Source organism: Aquimarina sp. AU119, from assembly GCF_900312735.1.
GTDB classification, from domain to species: Bacteria; Bacteroidota; Bacteroidia; order Flavobacteriales; family Flavobacteriaceae; genus Aquimarina; species Aquimarina algiphila.
Map to the genome: position 1 here is coordinate 79,724 of NZ_OMPF01000006.1, position 22,252 is coordinate 101,975.

Here is a 22,252-nt window from a genome sequence, read left to right on the forward strand (position 1 = left end):
AAATTTAATTCATTATAGTTTTGTTAACTTTTTAAATCGGTTAAATGCGTTTTTTTTCGATAAAAAACATATTTTTCTTTGATTTTAATAAAAAAGGGTTAATTTTGCGACCTTAATTTATATTTTTACTATGCATGCATAGTAAAGTTAACTTGATTAATAAATCTATTTTATGAGAACAATTATATTAGTGTTTATGCTTTTTGTTGGAGTCATTAGTACTGCGCAAAATGTTATCAACGGTAAAGTTGTAGATGAATTCAATCAACCTATTCCTGGAGTTAGTGTTGCATTAAAAGGTACTACAGAGGGGACTATTTCAGATTTTGATGGAAATTTTTCTTTGACTGTCAGTAAAGCGTATCCTTTTACCTTGGAGGTCAGTAGTGTTGGTTTTGAAACTGGTACCGTTGTCGTTACTTCTGGCTCAGGTGATTTAACCATTACGTTAACAGAAATAACTTTTCTTGATGAATTAGTTATCTCTGCATCTAGAGCTCCTGAACGATTATTTGAATCACCAGTAAGTATTGAGAGATTTGGTGTAAAAGAAATAAAGAATACAGCTTCTGCAGATTTTTATGGTGGTCTTGAAAATTTAAAAGGTGTGGATATTAACACTAATAGTTTGACCTTAAAATCAATTAATACTAGAGGTTTTGCAACTTTTGCAAATACAAGATTTGTACAATTAGTTGATGGTATTGATAATACAGCGCCAGCACTTAATTTTGTGTTAGGAAACCTTATTGGTATGAGTGAATTGGATGTGCAAAGTGTAGAATTACTACCTGGTGCATCTTCAGCATTATATGGTGCGAATGCATTTAACGGGATACTTTTTATGAACAGTAAAAGTCCATTCGATCATCAAGGAATCAGTGCTTATGCAAAAGGTGGTCTTACTTCTCAAGAAGCAGCAGGAGACAATGAGTTTTATGATTATGGAGTAAGAATGGCACATGCTTTTTCAGATAAGTTTGCTGCCAAAGTGAATTTATCTATATTAAGAGGAACTGATTGGTTGGCTGCTGATAAACAAGATTTATCTAATCCAAATTCAACAAGAGAAAATGATCCTGGGTATAATGGGGTGAATGTGTATGGAGATGTTGTCGCTCAGACTTTAGATAGAGTTGGTGCTCAATTAGTGGAAGGCGGATTTTTAACTCCTGCTCAAGCAAGTCTTTTGCCAAATACATTGGTAAGTAGAACGGGTTATAATGAAGCAGATCTTAACGGAAATGATGCAGAGAGTTTAAAATTTGACGCAGCGTTACATTATAGACCGTTCGCAAATGATCTTGAGATTATTTATAATGGAAGATTTGGTAGAGGAACTACAGTTACTCAGGATGCTAATAGAACATCATTAAGAAATTTCTTTTCACAACAACATAAATTAGAAGTCAAAAACGATAATTTCTTTGTAAGAGGATATGTGACTGCTTCAGATGCTGGTGATTCATATGATATTCGTTTTACAGGTATAAATGTTAACAGAGCATGGAAGGGCGATAATCAATGGTTTGCAGAATATGCCGGAGCTTATCTTACGGCTTTAGGTGCTACTGGATCAGAAGAACAAGCACATGTAGCTGCAAGACAAGTTGCTGAAACTGGTCGTTTGATTCCGGGAACTCCTGAATTTAATACAGCTTTTGATGCTGTAACCTCTAATCCTGATTTAACAGAAGGATCTAGAGTAAAAGATGAATCACAATTTAGACATGCAGATGCTAACTATAATTTTAGTCATATTACTAAAGATTTTGCAGATATTCAAGTAGGTGGTTCTGTTAGAGAGTATAAGCTAAATTCTTTTGGTACTGTTTTTACAGATGCTAACGGACCTATTAAATATTCAGAATTTGGAGTATATACTCAAGTTCAAAAGAAATTATTAGATGACAGGTTAAAAATTACCGGTTCTGTACGTTATGATAAGTCTCAACTATTTGATGGTAATTTTTCTCCGAGATTTTCTGTGGGATATACTTTAGGAGCGAACAGAAATCGTAATCTTCGTGCGTCAATACAAACAGGTTTTAGAAATCCAACTACTCAAGATTTATATATTGGGTTAGATATCGGTGCAAATGCCTTACTTGGTTCTGCGCCAGATAACCTTGATAGATATGTTATACAAGATCCTTCTGGTAACCAAATTACAGGAAGAGATGCATATGAGAATTCATTCTCTGCTAGATCAGTACTTGAAGGAAATCCTACTGCTGCAAATATTGATATTGTAAAACCAGAAAGAATTACTGCGTACGAGGTTGGGTATAGAGCACAATTTGGATCTGTTATTTTAGATGGTAGTATATACTATAACCAATATGAGGATTTTATTGCTAATGAAAATGTAATAGTTCCAGGTGTAGGTAGAGTAAATGGTACGCCAGCAGAACAAGCTGCTGCTGCTACCGCTGCTGCAAATATTCAAACTAGAAAAATATTTACAGCGTCTACTAACTCTGACGTAGATATTAGTTCGTATGGTTTCATTGCTGGTGTTACAACTGAAATAAAAGGTTTTGATTTAGGCGTGAATTATACTTTTGCAGAGCAAGATTTTGACCAAAATGAAGATCCTGATTTTGTGAGTGGTTTTAATACGGCTAAGCATAGAGTAAAGGCAACGTTTGGTAAAGATGAGTTGTTTAAGAATTTTGGTTTCAATGTGAGTGGAAGATGGAGTGATGAATATTTATGGGAATCTGATTTTGGAACAGGAATGATCCCTTCTTTTACCGTTGTTGATGCGCAGATTAACTATGCTATTCCTAAACTAAAAACTAAATTAAAAATAGGAGCTAATAATATTACAGGAGAAGAGTACTTTACAGCTATTGGTTCTGGATTTATTGGTTCTCAATACTATGTAGGTTTAATAATAAACAACCTATAGGAAGGAAAAAATTCTTAGAATTTATAAAGCCTGTTTGATTTTTATCAGACAGGCTTTTTTGTTTCCACAAAAGTTTAAAAAAAAGAATTGTGATAAATGAAGTTTTTAATTATCAATAAATTTAAATAATAGTTTTTTTTATCATAAAAACACAAAGTTTTGGCTATTTTATTGAAAAATTACTAAAAAAACGTATATTGTTATCATAACTATTAAAACTCAGGGGTATGAAAAAAATTACATTAGTGATAATGCTAATGGTAGGTGTTATTGCTACTGCACAAACAACAATTAAAGGAAAAGTAGTTGATGAAAGTAATCAACCAATTCCAGGAGCTAACATTGCATTAGAAGGTGCTCGAGTGGGCACAGTTACCGATTTTGATGGGCTTTTTTCTTTAACAGTAGAAAATTCTCCGCCTTTTACCATAGTAGTAAGTACTGTTGGATTTGAATCTTCTTCAATTGATATTTCTTCTTCAGTTGACGATTTAGTCATTACTTTAAAAGAAGGTACCGAACTTGATGAAGTAATTGTTTCTGCCTCAAGAACACCAGAACGTATATTCGAATCCCCCGTAAGTGTAGAACGATTTGGAATAAAAGAAATTAAAAATACAACCTCGGTTGATTTCTATGATGGGCTGGAAAATTTAAAAGGAGTTGATATTAATACCAATAGTTTAACTTTTAAATCAATCAATACCAGAGGTTTTGCTGATTTTGCAAATACTCGTTTTGTGCAATTAGTAGATGGAATGGATAATACATCTCCTGCTCTTAATTTTGTTTTAGGAAATCTTTTAGGGATGACAGAATTGGATGTGAATAGTGTCGAACTATTGCCAGGAGCATCATCTGCATTATATGGTGCAAATGCTTTTAACGGAATCCTATTTATGACCAGTAAAAATCCATTTGATCATCAAGGAATCAGTGCTTATTTTAAAGGAGGAATTACCTCACAAGATGCCGCTGGAGATAATGAGTTCTATGATTATGGAATTAGGCTCGCGCATAAGTTTTCTGATAAATTTGCAGCAAAAGCGAATTTCTCTTATCTACGAGGAACAGACTGGTTTGCGACAAATACAGTTAATGTTTTAGATACCGCTACAGATCGATCAGACCCTAATTATGATGGTCTTAATGTGTATGGTGATGAGGTGAGTGTAAATATAAGAGGTGTTGGAGAACTACTTGTGGGTAGAGGGATTTTACCTCCTGGAGCAGAAAATCTATTGCCAGATGAGAATGTTAGTAGAACAGGATATGATGAACAGGATTTAAATGCATACAATGCAGAAAGTATAAAGTTTGATGCTGCTTTACATTATAGACCGTTCGCTAATGATTTTGAAATAATTTATAATGGAAAAGTAGGTCGAGGAACTACAATTTACCAAGGAGCTAACAGGTATTCAATTCGTAATTTTTTCTTGCAACAACATAAAATAGAATTTAAAAACAACAATTTCTTTGTAAGAGGATATTTGACAGATGAAAGTGCTGGAGACTCATATGACACACGTTTTACAGGGATAAATATCAACCGATCATGGAAAGATGACCCTACTTGGTTTGGAGAATATGCAGGAGCTTTTGTACAGGCGACGCTGGCAGGAGTTTTGCCAGAACAAGCACACGCCTTGGCAAGACAAACCGCTGATACAGGACGTATATTACCAGGTACTCCAGAATTTCAACAAGCTTTTGAGGCCGTAACTAATGATGCTGATTTGGCAACAGGTTCAAAATTTCAAGATGCTACTCAACTAAGACATGTGGATGTTAATTATAACTTTAGTCATATTACTTCAGATTTTGCTGATATACAGGTAGGGGGTTCATTTAGAGAATATAAGTTAAATTCTTCAGGAACAATTTTTACAGATTTTGATGGCCCTATTCGTTATTCAGAATTTGGGATATATACACAAGCTCAAAAGAAACTTGCCGATGAAAGACTAAAGATTACCGCATCTGTACGTTATGATAAGTCACAGTTATTTGATGGTAATTTCTCTCCAAGATTATCTGTAGGATATACAGTGGGAGAAGATAGAAATCATAATATTCGTGCCTCTGTACAAACTGGATTTAGAAATCCTACTACTCAGGATTTGTATATTGGTTTGAATGTTGGGCGAGCAGTATTGGTAGGTTCTGCAGAAGATAATTTGGATAGAGATGTAAGGGTTTTTGATGATGTGAGTGGAGCTGGTGTTGGTATTATAGGATCTGATACGGTGACTATAACTGGTAGATCAGCATATGAGAATTCTTTTTCTGCAAGTTCCGTAGAAAATGGAGCGCCAGTAGCTTCTGGTGCAAATCTCGTAGAACCAGAAAAAATCACAGCATTTGAAGTGGGATATAGAGGAAAGGTCAAAAAATTTATAATTGATATAAGTGGATACTATAATCAGTATAAAGATTTTATCTCTACACAAAATGTTATTGTTCCGTATTATGGTCAAGTATCAGATATTGCAAGTGGAGATTTGACTGCGTTAGCAGCATTAGATAACAGAGATTTTGAGGTGTATCAGGCGTATACAAACTCTGATGTTGATATCAAATCCTTGGGAGCAACCGTAGGTGTTACTACCAAAATTCATGGTTTTGATGTAGGAGTCAACTATACATTTACAGAACAAGATTTTGATAGAGATGAGGATCCTGATTTCAGAACTAATTTTAATACCCCTAAGCATAAAGTGAAAGGTACTCTGGGACATACTAATGTGTTTAAGAATTTTGGATTTAATACGAGTTATAGATGGAGCGATAGCTATTTTTGGGAAGCTGCTTTTGGAGATGGAAACATTCCTTCTTTTTCTGTTATAGATGCACAGATAAATTATAAAATTCCAAAACTAAAAACTACACTTAAGGCAGGAGCAACAAATATAGGAGGAGATGAATATTTTACTGCATTTGGAACAGGGTTTATAGGATCTCAGTACTACATTGGGTTAACAATAAACAACTTGTAAGAAAATAATAATGAATTCTATTAAAGAAATTTAGATATGAAAAAGGCTATGTGAAATATGTTGCTTTAAATACATACACATAATAACGATTTTCAATCTGATAAGTAAAAACAAATAAAAAAGAACAGATGAATACTCAATATAAATGGTTAATACTTCTGCTAATTTTTGGATGTATTTCCTGTGACTCAGACGATGATGCTTCTACAACAATGCAAGAAGTAGTAATTACTTCAGGTGACGCAGATTTTTCAACATATGTTTCTTTGGGAAATTCTTTGACAGCAGGATTTACTGATGGAGCATTATTTATTGCGGGGCAAGAAAATTCGATGTCAAATATTTTAGCAAACCAATTTGCTCTTGCGGGAGGAGGAGACTTTACACAACCCTTAATGAGTGATAATATAGGAGGAGCATTAATAGGTGGGATGCCAGCTTTGAATCCTCGATTTTATTTTTATAGTGACCCTAATCCAGAACCTCCTAACGAATCTGGACCACGATTATTAGGAACTACTCCAGAAGATAATACTCCAGAAATACCTACAACAGAAATTACTAATGTGCTGTCTGGACCATTTAATAATATGGGTATTCCGGGAGCTAAAAGCTTCCATCTATTAGCAGATGGATATGGTAATGCTGCAGGGTTGCCAAGCTTGGCAAATCCTTATTTTGTAAGAATTGCTTCTAGTGCTACAGCTTCTGTATTGGGAGATGCGATGGCGCAAAACCCAACATTTTTCTCTTTATGGATTGGAAATAATGATGTTTTGGGGTACGCTTTATCAGGAGGAGATGGTACAGACCCTATAACTGATCAAACCATGTTTACTAATGCATATAATGGGTTAGTAACTACGTTAACTTCTGGAGGAGCAAAAGGAGTTGCATTTAATATTCCAAACGTAACTTCGATACCACACTTTACTACAGTTCCATATAATCCAGTTCCTTTGGATGCTGCTACTGCTATGGCGGTTAATCAGGCATATGCATTGTATAATGCAGGATTGTTAAATGCAGAAGGTCTTGGTGCAATTGATGAAGCAGAAAGAAAAGCTAGAACAATCGAGTTTAAAGAGGGACAAAATGCAGTAGCAATTGAAGACGAAAGTTTAACTAGTTTGACAGGTTTGCCAAATTATAGACAAGCTACAGCTGAAGATTTATTGGTGTTGCCAAGTTCTTCTTTTATAGGTACAACAGTTGGAGGGAATCCACAATTGATTAATGGGGTTTCAGTTCCTTTAGAAGATAAATGGGTATTGATACCAGCAGAGCAACAAGAGATTGCTGCTGCAACAACAGCTTTTAATACAGTGATAAGTTCGGCAGTACAACAAGCAGGTTTGGCGTTTGTAGATGCAAATATGCTTCTTGATCAAATTTCTGAAAGCGAAAATGGAGTGCCATTTGATGAATTTTTCTTGAATGATAATTTGGTTTTTGGAGGTGCTTTTTCATTAGACGGAGTACATCCTACGGCAAGAGGGTATGCATTCTTAGCTAATAAAGCTATTGAAGAAATAAATACAACATATAATTCTAACTTACCGTTAGTAAAGGCAGTGGATTATCCAACATTTTATTCGCCAGCAATGTTGCAGTAAAATAATAGATAATATAATTTTCTTTTAAAAAACCACTTTGGACATATACTTCCAAAGTGGTTTTTTTAAGCTGTTTATTGAAGTAGTTTTTGAGTACATTCCTTTTTTAATACATCGAAAATAATGAGATGCTATACTTGAAACTGAAAATTCATATACAGCTGCATTTATTAAAATATTCGATCAAAATTAAAATGATAAACCGGAAATAGTACAACTCAATGCTACGGTATACGTCTCTATTAAGTTTAGTTTATTTAAAAACAAGTAAACCAGATATAAGTAAAAATTAATTCATAAACAATTCAAAGTCATTGTAAAGCAACTAAAAAAGTAGTGTTTTTAAGGCTTAAAGAAGAAGTAAAGTATGCCTCTAAAAAAACAAAAGAAAATGAGTTATTTTTTTCATTTTAAAAGACTATATTTGCAGCCTGAAAAAAGCTAGTATTCAGTACAGTTGGATACCTGATTTTTTTACTATAATTAAATACTAAACATTAAATAGTTATATAATGTCTAAAGTTACAGGTAAAGTATCTCAAATTGTAGGTCCGGTTATCGATGTAGAATTCGCTGCTGGTACTGAATTACCAAAAATTTATGATTCGTTAGAAATTAACAGAACAGACGGTAGCAAACTAGTGTTAGAGGTTCAGTCTCACATTGGTGAAGATACTGTACGTACTATTGCAATGGATTCCAGTGATGGATTAAGCAGAGGGATGGAAGTAGTTGCAACAGGAGCTCCTATCCAAATGCCAATTGGAGGAGATGTATATGGACGTTTATTTAATGTAATTGGAGATGCAATTGATGGTTTAGGAGATCTTCCAAAAGTTGGTGAAGCTGGTCTTCCTATTCACCGTAACGCTCCAAAATTTGAAGATTTATCAACTTCTACAGAAGTTTTATTTACAGGGATTAAAGTAATTGATCTTATTGAACCTTATGCAAAAGGAGGTAAGATTGGATTATTTGGTGGTGCCGGAGTTGGTAAAACCGTATTGATCCAGGAATTGATTAACAATATAGCAAAAGGTCATGGTGGTCTTTCTGTATTTGCAGGTGTTGGAGAAAGAACTCGTGAAGGAAATGACCTTCTTCGTGAGATGCTTGAATCTGGGATTATCAAATATGGTGATGACTTCATGCATTCTATGGAAAGTGGAGGATGGGATTTATCCAAAGTGGATAAAGAAGTGATGAAAGAATCTAAAGCTACTTTCGTATTTGGACAAATGAATGAGCCACCAGGAGCACGTGCACGTGTTGCACTTTCTGGTCTTACAATAGCAGAATATTTCCGTGATGGAGCGGGAGACGGACAAGGAAAAGATGTACTTTTCTTCGTAGATAATATTTTCCGTTTTACCCAGGCTGGTTCTGAGGTATCAGCATTACTTGGACGTATGCCATCTGCCGTAGGATACCAACCTACTTTAGCAACAGAAATGGGTGTAATGCAAGAACGTATTACTTCTACAAAGAAAGGATCGATTACATCTGTACAAGCAGTTTATGTACCTGCAGATGACCTTACCGATCCAGCACCAGCAACAACATTTGCTCACTTAGATGCAACAACGGTATTATCTCGTAAAATTGCAGAACTTGGTATTTATCCAGCAGTAGATCCTTTAGATTCTACTTCTAGAATTCTTTCTGCAGATATTTTAGGAGATGAGCATTATAATTGTGCACAACGAGTAAAAGAGCTATTGCAACGTTATAAAGAATTACAAGATATTATTGCTATCCTTGGTATGGAAGAATTATCTGAAGAAGATAAATTAGCAGTGGGACGTGCACGTCGTGTTCAACGTTTCTTATCTCAGCCATTCCATGTAGCGGAACAATTTACTGGTATTCCTGGATGTTTAGTAGATATCAAAGATACTATCAAAGCATTTACAATGATTATGGATGGTGAATTGGATCATTTACCAGAAGCTGCATTTAACCTTAAAGGTACAATCGAAGAAGCTATTGAAGCTGGTGAGAAAATGTTAGCTGAAGCATAAACCGAAGCTAATGCTGAACTTGTTTCAGTATTTTTTGTCGAAAATTAAGTAATAATAAGATCCTGAAAAAAGTTCAGGATGACAAACAAATTTGTCTATGTATTTAGAAATAGTAACTCCAGAAGCAGTTTTATTTAGTGGTGAAGTAACCTCGGTTGCAGTGCCAGGAGTAGATGGAGAATTTCAAATGTTAGATAATCACGCACCTATTATTTCTTTGTTAGGAAAAGGAAATGTAAAAGTGTATGGGGATATGAATTTGGAAGAAGAAGTTGCTAATAAATTCACTAAAGGTGAAAACGGAGTAACACTACTTTCTATTACCTCAGGAACTATCGAAATGAAAGATAATAAAGTAATTGTATTGGCTGATTAAGCCAGAAAGTACTTAAGATCTTTTTAAAATCAATATATTTAATCCCTGTTATTTAATTAACAGGGATTTTTTTATGTTTTTGAATAAACCTTTTCCTTTTACAAAACTATATAAAATTCACCTTATAATTGCAGGTATAGGGGGCTGTATATTGGCATTTATTCTAATCTTTCTTCAGCCTTTTGAAACAGTATATTTTCAGCATCAATTTAAGAATCTATTACTTTTTGGATATAGTATTTTTGTTTTTATAGGGTATCTAATTTTTCATTTTTTAGAAAACCTGTATTTCAAAAAATATAATTCTTGGAATTGGGGGAATGAAATTGCTTTTAGATTAGGATCGGGTTTTTTTGGAATCCTAATGGGATATTTTTATCATACATATGTTTTTTCTTCAGGAAGCTACTCTATATATACATTACTATTGTTTATATTCTATATTTGCTTGCCAATATTACCACTAGTTGAAGCACCTATACTTCTTTTAAGATACATAATGATTAAAGAATTAGGGGGGAAAGAAGTTGTTCCCAATAGTAATATTTTAGAGGAGAAAACATTAGTTTCATTTACTGATTATTCAGGAAAAGAAGAACTTGTAGTTCCACAAAATGCTTTGATATATGTAAGCTCTCTAGATAATTATGTGCAATTTTATTATCTAGATGATGATAAAAAAACGCATAAAAAAATTATAAGGAATACGCTTAGTAATGTTCAAGATACCGGGAACTTTTTAACTAGAATTCATCGATCATATTTGGTAAATATCAATTATATAAAACAGATCAATGGTAACTCTCAAAAGTCAACATTAAGCTTGGATTATTTAGAAGAACAGCTTCCGGTCTCAAAATCACAGTATAAAAATATAAAAAACACCTTATCTTCTCGCCACAAAACCTAGTCAGTTTACCGCATCAAAATAGCTTTAATCCCTATTTTAATCCCTTAGCCACATAAAATTTTATACTTATTTATGTTCCTTTTTCTTTGTTTTTAGGAATGAATTAAAACAAAAGACATGAAGCGAGTATTTAAATTTTTAGGCATATTTATTATAAGTAGCATTTGTATATTTTATATTGGAATAGGTGTTTTTCATCTTTCAGAGTATATTAAAGGAAATACGTACGTAAGTTATTTAGAAAAATATCAATTTGAATTCAACGAAGATTCTGATTTTTCATTTGATACAGATTTTTATACTCATCAATTGTTTATGATTGGTGAAGTACACGGTATCGCTAAATCCCCAGAAATAGATTATAATCTTTTTAAGCATTTACATCAGAAAACAGGTATGCGTTATTATATGGCAGAAGTGGACTATAGTCAAGCTTATTTTTTAAATAGATATCTCAAAACAGGTAATGACTCATTGTTATCACATAGTCTAAAGAAGTTTATACCAATTCAAGCTAGAGATAATAGAGATTATTTTGATAAATGGAGAAACCTCTATGCATACAATAAAACGCTTTCTGAAGCTTATAAAATTCACATTTTGGGATGTGACGCTATTGCTGATTATGATTTAGCAAAAGAACATCTTAAAAAGATCATTAAAAATACAACTTTACATCAAGATTTAGAATTTAATATGAATACTCAGGATGATTTGATTGTTTATGCTGAAAAAATGTTAAAAGATAAATTAGCATTAGAAAAAGCAGGTGAAATATTAGGGGATTCATATTTTGATTATTGGCATATTCTTAAAAATTTAAAAATGTCGAAGGATAAAGGACGTGAGGAGAAAATTTTTAAAAATTTTAAAGAAATATACCAACAATTTAATTTGGCAGATGAGAAAATATATGCTTATTACGGTTTAGGTCATGTGTTACAAGCACCACTAAAAAATGGGATAGAGCCATTAGCAAATAAAATAAAAATGTCTGGGTTAACCATTGGAGAAAATATGGTTTCTATGGCTATGACTTATGTCGATAGTAAAATGATAATGCCAAGTGATGCGCTTCCTGATTTTTTGCGTACTGGTAAGATATGGAGTGAATTAGATTATTCTTGTGAGTCCATATTTGTGTATTATCAACACGGTATCAAGGATCTAAAAAGAGTTTCTACTCCCAATACGACTAATATATATAAACTGGATGGAAGAAATAGCCCTTACATTGATTCAGACAGATTGCTCAATTTTAGTATGATTTTACCATTTCTTAAAAATCAAAAAATAGAGATAGATCCAGAATATAATACAACAGATTATGCTCAGTATGTTATTTTAATTAGGAATTCTGGTGCTGCAAGACCTAATGAATAAGCTTAAAGTAGTATTATTTTATTTAGTGATGAAGCTACTTTCTATTATCTCAGGAACTATCGAAATGAAAGATAAATAAAGTAATTGTACTAGCAGATTAAGCTAGAAAGAACTTTAGATCTTTTTAAAATCAATATATTTAATCCCTGTTATTAGTTAACAGGGATTTTTTATGTTTTTAAGTAACCCTTTTCCATATTCAACTTCTTTTCGAAATCATTTTTTGATTGCTTCGATCCTAAGTTTTATCGTGGTTTTTATACTTGTTTTTTTACAACCATTTGGATCAAATAACTTTAGTAACCCGTATAAAAACCTGTATTTTATAGGGTATGGAGTGATTTGTTTTATAGTATATATTGTTTTTCATCTTTTATCCAAATGGTATTATGAGAGTTTTAAAATATGGAAATGGGTCGAGGAATTATTTTTTTGCATCTTATACCTTTCTGTAGCAATTACTTTAGCTTTTATATATACAGAAGTTATTATAAACAAAAGACCCGAACATCTTACTTTAAGCTTGTTTCTATTTTGGTTTAAGCATATGTTCCTGGGGTTTGGATTAATATTATTTGTTCTTGCTCTTTTTTTTAGACATCGGTATGCAAGTAAAAAGAACATTATCAAGGACTATGTAGTTAGTACAATAGAAAATGAAGAATCCAAAAAGAAAACAATTCTTCTACAAGGAACGATGAAAAAAGAAATCTTTGAAGTCGTGACATCGCAAGTTATCTATGTTAAATCCGAAGATAATTATGTAATAATTTTCTATAAAGATGAGGAAGTAGTAAAAGAAAAAATACTACGAAATACACTTTCTAATACGAAAAAGCAACTTTCTTTCTTGTTGCAAACCCATCGATCTTATCTTGTTAATCCTAAATTTATGAAATCTCTTAAGGGAAATTCGCAGAATGCAAAACTTCTGTTAGAAAATATTGATAATGCTATTCCTGTTTCTAAAACTTATTTTGAAAGTGTAAAAAAGACTATTAATTAGCCACAGTTTTTTAGTATTTCACCACAAAAAATATGCGTTAACCACAAAAAAGACAGACTACCCACTTTCATTTTTTTTACAATGTATGACCTCTTTTATTTGTAATCAATCTATGATAGCAATAATAAATTATGAGGAAATTTGGTAAAATAATTAAAGGATCATTTGTAATCATTATTACTGTTTTGCTCTTAAGCACCTTGTATATTCGATTTTCAAGATATACAGATACAATAATTTATAAAACTAATGATGTAGGTTATGATACTCTTAAAACAGTATTCACTTATGAAGAATACTATTTTAAAATGGATGATCATGCTAAGATACACGGAGTGCTTTTTAAGACAGATACGATTCATTCAAAAGGAACTATTTTTCATTACGCAGGTAAAGGAATGCATTTACAGACATCCTTAAAGTATTATAAAACATTACTTTCAAGAGGGTTTCAGGTATTTAGTTTTGAACGTAGAGATTTTGGAAAGTCCACGGGTAGTGCAGACAATTCTCGTATCTTAAAAGAAGACGCATTATTTGTTTTTGATGAGATAATAAAGCACGAAGACGTCATCGATAAACCTATTATTATTTGGGGACAATCACTAGGAGGTGCTTTTGCAGTAATGAATGCAGCAGAAAGACAAGAAAACATTAGAGGTCTTATTGTAGAAGGTACATTTAGTTCCTTTCCTGATATTGGTAAGGTATATGCAAACGCTTTACATCTCGAAAACTTTAAATGGATTGTACCTCTTTTAATGAACAATGATTTTCCAGCAGAAAAAGAAATAAAACGCATTACAAAACCTGTACTAATTATTCATAGTACAGTTGATACAGAAGTACCTTATGTCTTAGGAAAGAAACTTTATGAAGCTTCAAATAAATCAAATACTGAATTTTGGAAAATACAAGGAAAACATATTCGAGGAATATTTGATTATGAAGATGAATACATAAAAAAAATCGAGAAAATGATAACTCCAAATGCTAATTAATTAGCATTTGGAGTTTCTAACTATACTAAGATTTATAAATGCTTTATATTATCAATTCTGTTTTTATCTAGTCGCGTTCCGTAAGGATCAATACTAATGTATTTAGGAATCTCATCAACAATAATCTTTATTTGAGAATTCTCTTTGTCAAAATGATACGCTTCTAAATATAAGATATCATCACCCACTTTGATCTTTTTAGGATGTTTTCTAAATAATCCTATTTGGATAGGTTCCTGAATCGAAATTTCTACATCTTTACCCTGATTTTTGGTTTCAAATCGTTTGGTTACTGCATCTAGCGTAATTTCGTATTTTCCACTTTTTAGTTCTTTGTATGAAGTGTTCTCTATTTTTAAATCATAAATAATAATACGCTTAAACCAATCATCAATTAGGGTGTGATATTTTGTAGGAGTTACCAGATAAATTTCTTCAAGAAAATCCAAGGTAATAATTTCAAATTCTTCTTTATTTCCAAATTTAGACACCAATTTATGAAGTATAGTATTTATTTTTCTACTTCCAATAAGCTCTTTGAGCGCTAGTAATACAGTGTAATTTTTGCCATATTGGAGATAGCTTTGTCCGTCTGATAAATAGATAGGAGGTTCTAGTTCTGAAGTGTATGAACGTCCTGTAAAATATCGTTTATTAGATGTTTCTGATAAATTCCACAAAGCACCTTTTCCGTAATACTTCTCCATTACTACCATTTCTGTGTATTTGGCTAACCCTTCTGTAAAAAAACCTCCCCCTTGAGTCATTTTGGGTGTTAGTATGTGTCCCCACCATTGGTGTGCTACTTCATGAATAGTACGTTTGGCTACCAGGTCAAAAACTTCAGGATCACGTTGATCCAATAAATAAAAGTTGTTTTCGACCATACTTATGGTTCCTGGCATAGCCTGTCCTCCAAAGGACCAATGTGCAGGAATTTCTGCAATACGAAGATGATCAAAAGGATAATCACCAAAATTTTGAGTACAATACTCTAATGTCTCTTTACTAGCATTCATAGCCGAAGTGATATTCATCTGATGCTCTGGATGAAAATATTGTTCTATATTGATACCATTATATTTTTCTTGTTGTACTTCGTAACGGGCAGAAAAATATCCAAGTAAAGGAGATATCTTACCATGTGTCTTATAGTGATAATAGTTTCTGTGACCCTCTTTCCATTTTTTAATAAGATTTCCTGGTGCAATAGCGATTTGATCTGTCTGTGTTGATACTATGGTTTCAAAAGGAACACGACCAATAAGGTTATCAGGTTTTGCATGTAAATTAGTATTGTTTATGATTTCTTCTTCTAATTTTGGTAACCCACGCTTTATTCGTTCGCTAGAATTTTTAATTTCCTTACTTCTTCTGTATCCCAAAGATGGTTCAAAGGAGGAATGTAAAATATAGCTGCCATTTTTTACAATAGAATTTCGAGTTTCGAAACCATCATTTTTTATGATGAGCTCATATTTAAATTTTAAATGCTGACCAGGCAATAAAGGATTTTTTAATTTGAACAGATGTGTTTTGAAAATAGAATCATATTCAATCAATACGGCATTTTCTAAAAATACGGATTGTAATGGTTCTCTTGGAGATATAAAAACAGTAGTAATCTTAGTGTCACTTTTATTACTTAAGATATAATCAGCTTTTACTGTGTATTTTTTCTCATCGGGATAGATATCCACGGCTGTTTTTAGATGGATGGGATACAATTCTTCAAGCGAATCGTATTGTTTAAATTTACGTTCATAAGCTTCGGCTAAATCTAATTCCTTATGAGAAGAAACATAACCATTTATAATATTGACATTAAAAAAAATTATGCTTCCAGAACTAATAAAAAGTAGAGCTAATACAAAAACAATACTTCTTTGGAGTGTTGTCCAATTCGAAAAAAGTAATCGTATTCTGAATTTTGCACTAGCGATGATTCCTCGTTTCCATAATTTGAAGGCTAGTACTACCAAAATTCCTGCAAGTGTTATCCAATATAAAGCATAATAATTAAAGGGTTTTAGGTAATATCCATAGCCATTCATATCGTTGTATATTACTTTAGATGTTCTTCCTAGTTGAAGTAGTGGATGTTCTATCCCAATAAAACTACTTAGCGAACTTCCTAATAAAAAAATAAGAATTCCAGAAAGAAACATTCCTATGTATTTGTTGGATACTATACTTTGAATGAAGAGTGTCAAAACGCCATAAAAAATCATCTCAGTACCCTGAAAGTAGAACATATTAATGTATTGTTGCCATTCAAAATCATAATAATCTCCAGCAATCTGAAAACTTATAGAAACTAGAATAGAAGTGATAATTAATAATAATGGTAATACGAGTAGTGCAACATATTTTGAGAAAAAAAAGATATTGTTTGATGCAGGAGTCGTGTCTAAAATACCGTTAAAATTTAAATTTCGTTCTTTCCATATTAATTCTCCGCTATAGAAAATAATAAGAATTAGACTTAAAATAGGTAGTGGTTCACTTATCAATTCAATTAATGATGATGTTGAAGGATATAAACTATCATGATAAAAACCACCTTCATAAATCCTATTATAAATTTCGGTTATAGCGATCAAAATCCATATCAAAAGTACTGCAATAAAGGGTAAGCTCTTAAAAATGTTTGTTAGCTCTAATTTTGTGAGGGATAAAAAACTAGAGCATTGTGCTTTTCTGGTTTTTGCAAATGTCAAAACTGGAGTGTACAATTTTTTCTGATGTACTCTTTCTAAAACGTCTTCATTTTTTTTTGCTTTTTGAGCATTTTTTCTAAAGGAGAACAGTTTATATGTAGTTCCCAAAAGAAGTATTGAAAGCGAGATCCAGATTATTCTGTTCCAAAGAAAATATCCAGAAAAGGATAGAAGTTGAGTATTCTTTTGAAAAGGAGTCCAATACATGGTTTGCTCAAAAAAAGCAGATAATCCAAATGGATCGGCTAATGCAGCAATAACCATATTTTCTTGAGAAGGTGGTACAGCCTGGGCAAGCATAGGAGAGTTGAGAAATATAGAACACCCCCAATATAAAGCATAAATAAGAACAGCACCGATATAGATGGTTAATGCTTTTCTAGAAAATACAGAAATTGAGAATAATAAAGCAGTAAGAATAAATAAATTGGGAAATAGTAGGGTTGTCCAAATAGATAAATAATGTATAATCTTAAAGGGAGCAAATTGGTCTGGGGAAGTGGGGAAAAATGTTCCTGTTCCAAAACCCACAAGTGCTAAAGTAAATACAATAAGGCTAACCAAAAATACTCCCAAAAACCGACTCCAATAATAATGATGTTTTTTGATAGAAGTAGTATAGATAATGCCTTCTGTATGATATTGTTGGTCTCTAATGATTGCATGCACGCAATAGAACATAATCGCAAAAACAGATACCAGGCTAAACATTCCAATAAAAAAACTAATTTGATATGGAGCATTACTTTTAATTAATTCTGAACTTCCTAATCTACCTTTTGATGACATGAAAAATCCAAAAAAGAAAAATGCAATAGAAAACATGTAGAATGATAATTGCCTGGAATGATATCGCCATTCGAATTGAAAAAGTTGAGTAAACATAATCGTGTTTATTTTGTAATTAATTTATGCTTGTAACGTGCTGAAATACACATCTTCTAATCCCGGATTAATAGGTTCAAATCCGGCTTCTGGTTTTTCATCTGCAAGAACATGAAGTTGCGTTTTGCCAGATATTAGTCGGGTAGAAATGACATTAAAAGCAGTTTGATAACTTTTTAGATCTTGTTTTTCTATGATCTTGTGCCAGATTTTGCCATGTAATTTCTCTGTTAATTGAGTAGGAATACCTTTTGTAATTATTTTACCCTGACTCATGATAGCCATATTAGCACATAAATCTTTTACATCTTCTACAATATGAGTAGATAGAATAATAATAATGTGTTCTCCTATTTCACTTAATAAATTTAGAAATCGATTACGCTCTTCAGGATCCAGACCAGCTGTTGGTTCATCTACAATAATCAACTTAGGATTACCTAATAATGCTTGTGCAATACCAAATCGTTGTCGCATTCCGCCAGAAAAAGTATATACTGCTTTTTTTCTATGCTGGTATAGATTTGTTTGTTGCAATAAGGCTTCTACTTGTTCTTTGCGTTCTTTTTTATTAATAATACCCTTTAAAATAGCAAGGTGATCCAGGAGTTTTTGCGCAGAAATTTTTGGATATACTCCAAATTCCTGTGGGAGGTATCCTAATTGATTTCTCAATTCCTGAGGTTGTTTAATAATATCAATTCCGTTAAACAAGATGTCTCCCGATGACTGTTCTTGTAAAGTCGCAATTGTTCGCATTAAAGAAGATTTACCTGCTCCGTTTGGTCCTAACAAGCCAAACATACCATTATGAATAGTTAGTGAAATAGTATCTAATGCTTTTACGCCGTTAGCATAGGTTTTTGATACATTTTTTATTTGTAATGTGTTCATACCAATTAATTTTGATTCTGACACGAACATAAATTGAGTTGGAAGAGAAACCCAATAATTTATATGAATACAAATAGAATTGAACAGATACTTTGAAAAACACAATAAATACGATTAATCAAAAAAAATGACGAGTTCGTTTGTATTTTGATAGCGTCTGTACATATAACTATTGTGATATGTATAGGTTTATTATTTTTGAGTTATGATTGGATTTTTAAAGAAATATAGAGCTATCCCATTTGGATTTATACTTCTCTTTTTTATAATTGAAGGCCTTAAGTATGTTGATTTTATTCGTATCGATTCTGAAGAAATACTAGTTAATGTATTGGGGTTTATATTTTGGGGATTAGTTATTTCTATTATTGTACACGCTGCATTTTTTCATAGAAAAGATAGGATTTTTTATTGGATGATAGCCAGTTGGACAATCTCTCTGATAGGATTTATGTTGGGGAAATTAATGGATTATAGAGTGTTAGGGATCAGTTGTATGTTTTTATTGTTTATAAGCAGTTTTTACATTCTTTGGTCATGGTTTTTACAGAAGTATAAGAATAAAAACACAATTACATTATTAAAAGAACGTAAGTCTATCTTGATAAAAATGATAATCCTTGCTATCATTTTTATTGTTATGTTAATAATAGATGACTATATGAGAGTGCCTGATAACCCAATTACTTTTTCCTTATTGACATTATTTTGGTTGGGAGTATTTTATATTTTGGCACCAAGATTTTTTCAAAAATACAGATTGTTGATTATCGGACTCTATGGAGGAGGGTTAGTGTTGTTTTATTTGGTTATAGCTTTTTTAGGTACCAGAACCCATGAAGAAAATCTCGATTTATTTATAATTTTTTTGTTTCCTATACCCTTGTTCATAGTATTGTGGCTGTATGATCAATGGAAATGGTTTCAAAATCTAAAAGCAGATAAAGCCAAAGCAGAGTTAGCATTGTTAAAACAGCAGGTAAACCCGCATTTCTTTTTTAATACCCTAAATAATTTATACGGACTTGCAAAACGTAAATCTGATGATGCTCCAGATCTTATTCTTAAACTCTCCGATATTATGAGATATGTAATTTATAAAGGGAAAGAATCTGAAGTAAAACTAGAAGAGGAGATCGAATATCTTGAGAATTATATAGAACTTCAGCAAATACGACATCATGAAAAGGTAGAAATTACTTTTAATAAAGATATTCAAGAATCTGATATCCTGATTCCTCCATTATTATTTATAATATTGTTAGAAAATGCATTTAAGCATGGAGTAGATTCTTTAGTGAAGGGAGCTTACGTCAATATAAATCTTGAAGTTTCTAATCGTCAGATTATGTTTGAAGTTTCTAATAATTATGATAAATCTGCTCAAAGTGATTCTAAAGGTATTGGACTAGAAAACCTGAAAAAACGATTAGAGATTATATATAATAATGCATTTACTCTTGATTTTGATATCCAGAAAGAAACCTATAACGTACGTTTAACAATTAATATCTAAACATGAATTATATCATTGTAGATGATGAACCTATAGCGCATACTATAATCGAAGATTATGCTGTGTCACTAAGTGATTTAACCTTGATTGGGAATTGTTATAATGCCATAGATGCAATAACATTTTTGCAGAAAAAACAAGTAGATCTGATTTTTTTGGATATTGAAATGCCTAAACTAAAAGGCTTGGATTTTTTACGAACGTTAACCTCCCCTCCGTTGATTATAATTACTTCTGCGTATTCAGAATTTGCAGTAGAAAGTTATGAGTTAGAAGTTTGTGACTATTTATTAAAACCTTTTTCTTTTGAACGATTCTTAAAAGCATATACCAAAGTAATCAAAGAAAAAGAGCATTCTTTGAAGAAAAATAAAATTGTCAAGGAGGCGACTAATACCAGTATTTTTTTAAAAGGAGATAAAGAAACTTATCATATTCAGTTAGATGATATTAAATATTTAGAAAGTTATGGTAGTTATGTAAAATTATACCTTCAAAATGAAATGTTACTTATCCATCAATCAATTTCTTATTTTGAAACCATTCTACCAACAGAACAATTTATAAGAGTACATCGCTCTTTTATGGTGAGTGTTTTTTCAATTAAAAGTATTGTAGGGAATCAAATTAAGTTAGAAGGAGCGGTTATTCCTATAGGACAATCGTATAAAGCGATTTTGAAAAACAGATTGTTTTAAAACAGTATTAAAAACTCGATCGTTCAAATATTCAGACTAATTTAATATAGATAACCTTTTATCAATATTAACGTAAAGTAGCCTTAAGAATTAGCTAAGCTTTTGAAAGGTGTAGGGTATTACTTTTAAGTGATTATTAACCAAACACTTTTCAATTATGAAAAAATCTATTTTATTTACACTCATCTTTATTGTTATTCTTAGTTGCGAAAAAGGGGATGATTTTACCCCTGATCAAACCCAGAGAGAGAATGCTATTAATTTAAACAAAAACCAAAATTTTTACCTCGACTTGGCATTTTACCATGCTCCGATTCATTATCAGGATGTTGACAGGACTGGTTCTCATGGTTTGAGTGGGAAAGCAGATTATATTACACGATATGATTTTGATGGAGATCTTAACGCAAAGAATAACTGGAGTAATATTTCAAAAACTAACAATCAAGGAAATGCTGTGGGGTATTATTCTGTAGTAGAAACAACAACACATTATTTTATTACTTATGCGTTTTTTCATCCAAGAGACTGGACAGATATTTTCTTTCTATATCGCATAGATGAACATGAAAATGATCTGGAAGGTGTTTTGACGGTTGTTAAAAAAGATAATTCGATGTATGGCAGTGCTTTGGGAGCTATAACCGTATTTCACTCTGATTTTTATTCTTATAAAGCACCTAACTCTGGATTAACTAATGGAAACGAAGATATAGATGGAACATTAACATTACAAAATCACAATGGAGTAAGTCGATTTAAAACCTCTGCAGAAGCCAAAGGCCATGGTATAAAAGCGCATTCAAAACAAAAACCAGGAGGGAGCGATTATATAGTGTATTTTCCAAGCAAAACCACAAGTGAGTATCCTTCTGATATCTATGATAGAAATGTAAAATATAAACTAGTAAACATTTTCGAAAATGGAGGGATGTGGGATCAAAGATTTAATACTAGTCTATTTAGTAATGCCAAATCTTTTCAGAAATCGTATGGGAATGGTAACGCTAATGCTCCTTGGAATTGGGATGATAAAAACGATGGAGGAAATCAAGGATTATTGGCAGGAGGAATAGCATATTACCCCGCTCACCTTGTAGATGAATATTTTAATGGACTAGAAAACTTTGATAAAACATATACCTATAATCCATATTTGGGAATTGAATAAAAACTTAATTATGGTACCATGAAGTCAATTTTTTGGTTTCATGGTATCATTGATTTAATACGAGTAAAAAGCGCAATATTTTTGATGTTCTAAAAAATTAACGGTATTACGATATAAATGCCTGATTTTTAGATAAAATTAT

General features: G+C 32.0%; 14 protein-coding genes. 12 read left to right on the forward strand and 2 right to left on the reverse strand.

Going from position 1 to position 22,252, the window contains the following annotated elements; genetic code table 11:
- Positions 1-172: 172 nt before the first annotated feature.
- The 9 genes from DK442_RS06410 to DK442_RS06450 all read left to right on the forward strand — a co-directional run bounded on the left by DK442_RS06410 (position 173) and on the right by DK442_RS06450 (position 14,226).
- A complete protein-coding gene (locus DK442_RS06410) occupies positions 173-2,914 on the forward strand; it encodes a TonB-dependent receptor domain-containing protein (protein WP_109435034.1) in 2,742 nt (913 codons plus the stop codon).
- Between the two features lie 227 nt (positions 2,915-3,141).
- The gene (locus DK442_RS06415) at positions 3,142-5,913 is read left to right on the forward strand and encodes a TonB-dependent receptor domain-containing protein (RefSeq protein ID WP_109435035.1); all 2,772 of its coding nucleotides are present in this window, start codon (positions 3,142-3,144) and stop codon (positions 5,911-5,913) included.
- A gap of 128 nt (positions 5,914-6,041) precedes the next feature.
- Positions 6,042-7,529 (forward strand): G-D-S-L family lipolytic protein, encoded by a 1,488-nt coding sequence (locus DK442_RS06420; RefSeq protein WP_109435036.1) that lies wholly within the window; start codon positions 6,042-6,044, stop codon positions 7,527-7,529.
- 512 nt (positions 7,530-8,041) lie between these two features.
- Positions 8,042-9,550, forward strand: coding sequence for a F0F1 ATP synthase subunit beta (gene atpD / locus DK442_RS06425; RefSeq protein WP_109435037.1), 1,509 nt, complete (start codon positions 8,042-8,044; stop codon positions 9,548-9,550).
- Between the two features lie 97 nt (positions 9,551-9,647).
- On the forward strand, positions 9,648-9,926 hold the full coding sequence (locus DK442_RS06430; RefSeq protein ID WP_109435038.1) for a F0F1 ATP synthase subunit epsilon: 279 nt from the start codon (positions 9,648-9,650) through the stop codon (positions 9,924-9,926).
- Between the two features lie 73 nt (positions 9,927-9,999).
- Complete coding sequence (locus DK442_RS06435) at positions 10,000-10,836, forward strand: LytTR family DNA-binding domain-containing protein (protein WP_109435039.1); 837 nt, start codon at positions 10,000-10,002, stop codon at positions 10,834-10,836.
- A gap of 117 nt (positions 10,837-10,953) precedes the next feature.
- Positions 10,954-12,219: a hypothetical protein gene (locus DK442_RS06440; RefSeq protein WP_109435040.1), complete on the forward strand. Its 1,266-nt coding sequence runs from the start codon at positions 10,954-10,956 to the stop codon at positions 12,217-12,219.
- A gap of 172 nt (positions 12,220-12,391) precedes the next feature.
- Entirely contained in the window at positions 12,392-13,225 is an 834-nt protein-coding gene (locus tag DK442_RS06445; protein ID WP_109435041.1) for a LytTR family DNA-binding domain-containing protein, read from the forward strand.
- Between the two features lie 131 nt (positions 13,226-13,356).
- On the forward strand, positions 13,357-14,226 hold the full coding sequence (locus tag DK442_RS06450; protein ID WP_109435042.1) for an alpha/beta hydrolase: 870 nt from the start codon (positions 13,357-13,359) through the stop codon (positions 14,224-14,226).
- Positions 14,227-14,258: 32 nt separating this feature from the next.
- On the opposite strand, the gene DK442_RS06455 is transcribed toward DK442_RS06450, so the two are convergent.
- Together DK442_RS06455 and DK442_RS06460 are read right to left on the reverse strand one after the other, a co-directional pair.
- Positions 14,259-17,831, reverse strand: coding sequence for a M1 family aminopeptidase (locus DK442_RS06455; protein WP_109435043.1), 3,573 nt, complete (start codon positions 17,829-17,831; stop codon positions 14,259-14,261).
- Between the two features lie 24 nt (positions 17,832-17,855).
- Positions 17,856-18,725: an ABC transporter ATP-binding protein gene (locus tag DK442_RS06460; RefSeq protein ID WP_109435044.1), complete on the reverse strand. Its 870-nt coding sequence runs from the start codon at positions 18,723-18,725 to the stop codon at positions 17,856-17,858.
- Between the two features lie 205 nt (positions 18,726-18,930).
- Between DK442_RS06460 and DK442_RS06465 the strand changes: the two genes are divergently transcribed.
- From DK442_RS06465 to DK442_RS06475, 3 genes are all read left to right on the forward strand, one after another.
- Complete coding sequence (locus DK442_RS06465) at positions 18,931-20,241, forward strand: sensor histidine kinase (protein ID WP_109435045.1); 1,311 nt, start codon at positions 18,931-18,933, stop codon at positions 20,239-20,241.
- A gap of 2 nt (positions 20,242-20,243) precedes the next feature.
- Positions 20,244-20,939 carry a LytTR family DNA-binding domain-containing protein gene (locus DK442_RS06470; protein ID WP_109435046.1) on the forward strand — a complete coding sequence of 232 codons (696 nt, stop codon included), beginning with the start codon at positions 20,244-20,246 and terminating at the stop codon, positions 20,937-20,939.
- A gap of 157 nt (positions 20,940-21,096) precedes the next feature.
- The gene (locus tag DK442_RS06475; RefSeq protein WP_109435047.1) at positions 21,097-22,110 is read left to right on the forward strand and encodes a hypothetical protein; all 1,014 of its coding nucleotides are present in this window, start codon (positions 21,097-21,099) and stop codon (positions 22,108-22,110) included.
- Positions 22,111-22,252: the final 142 nt, after the last annotated feature.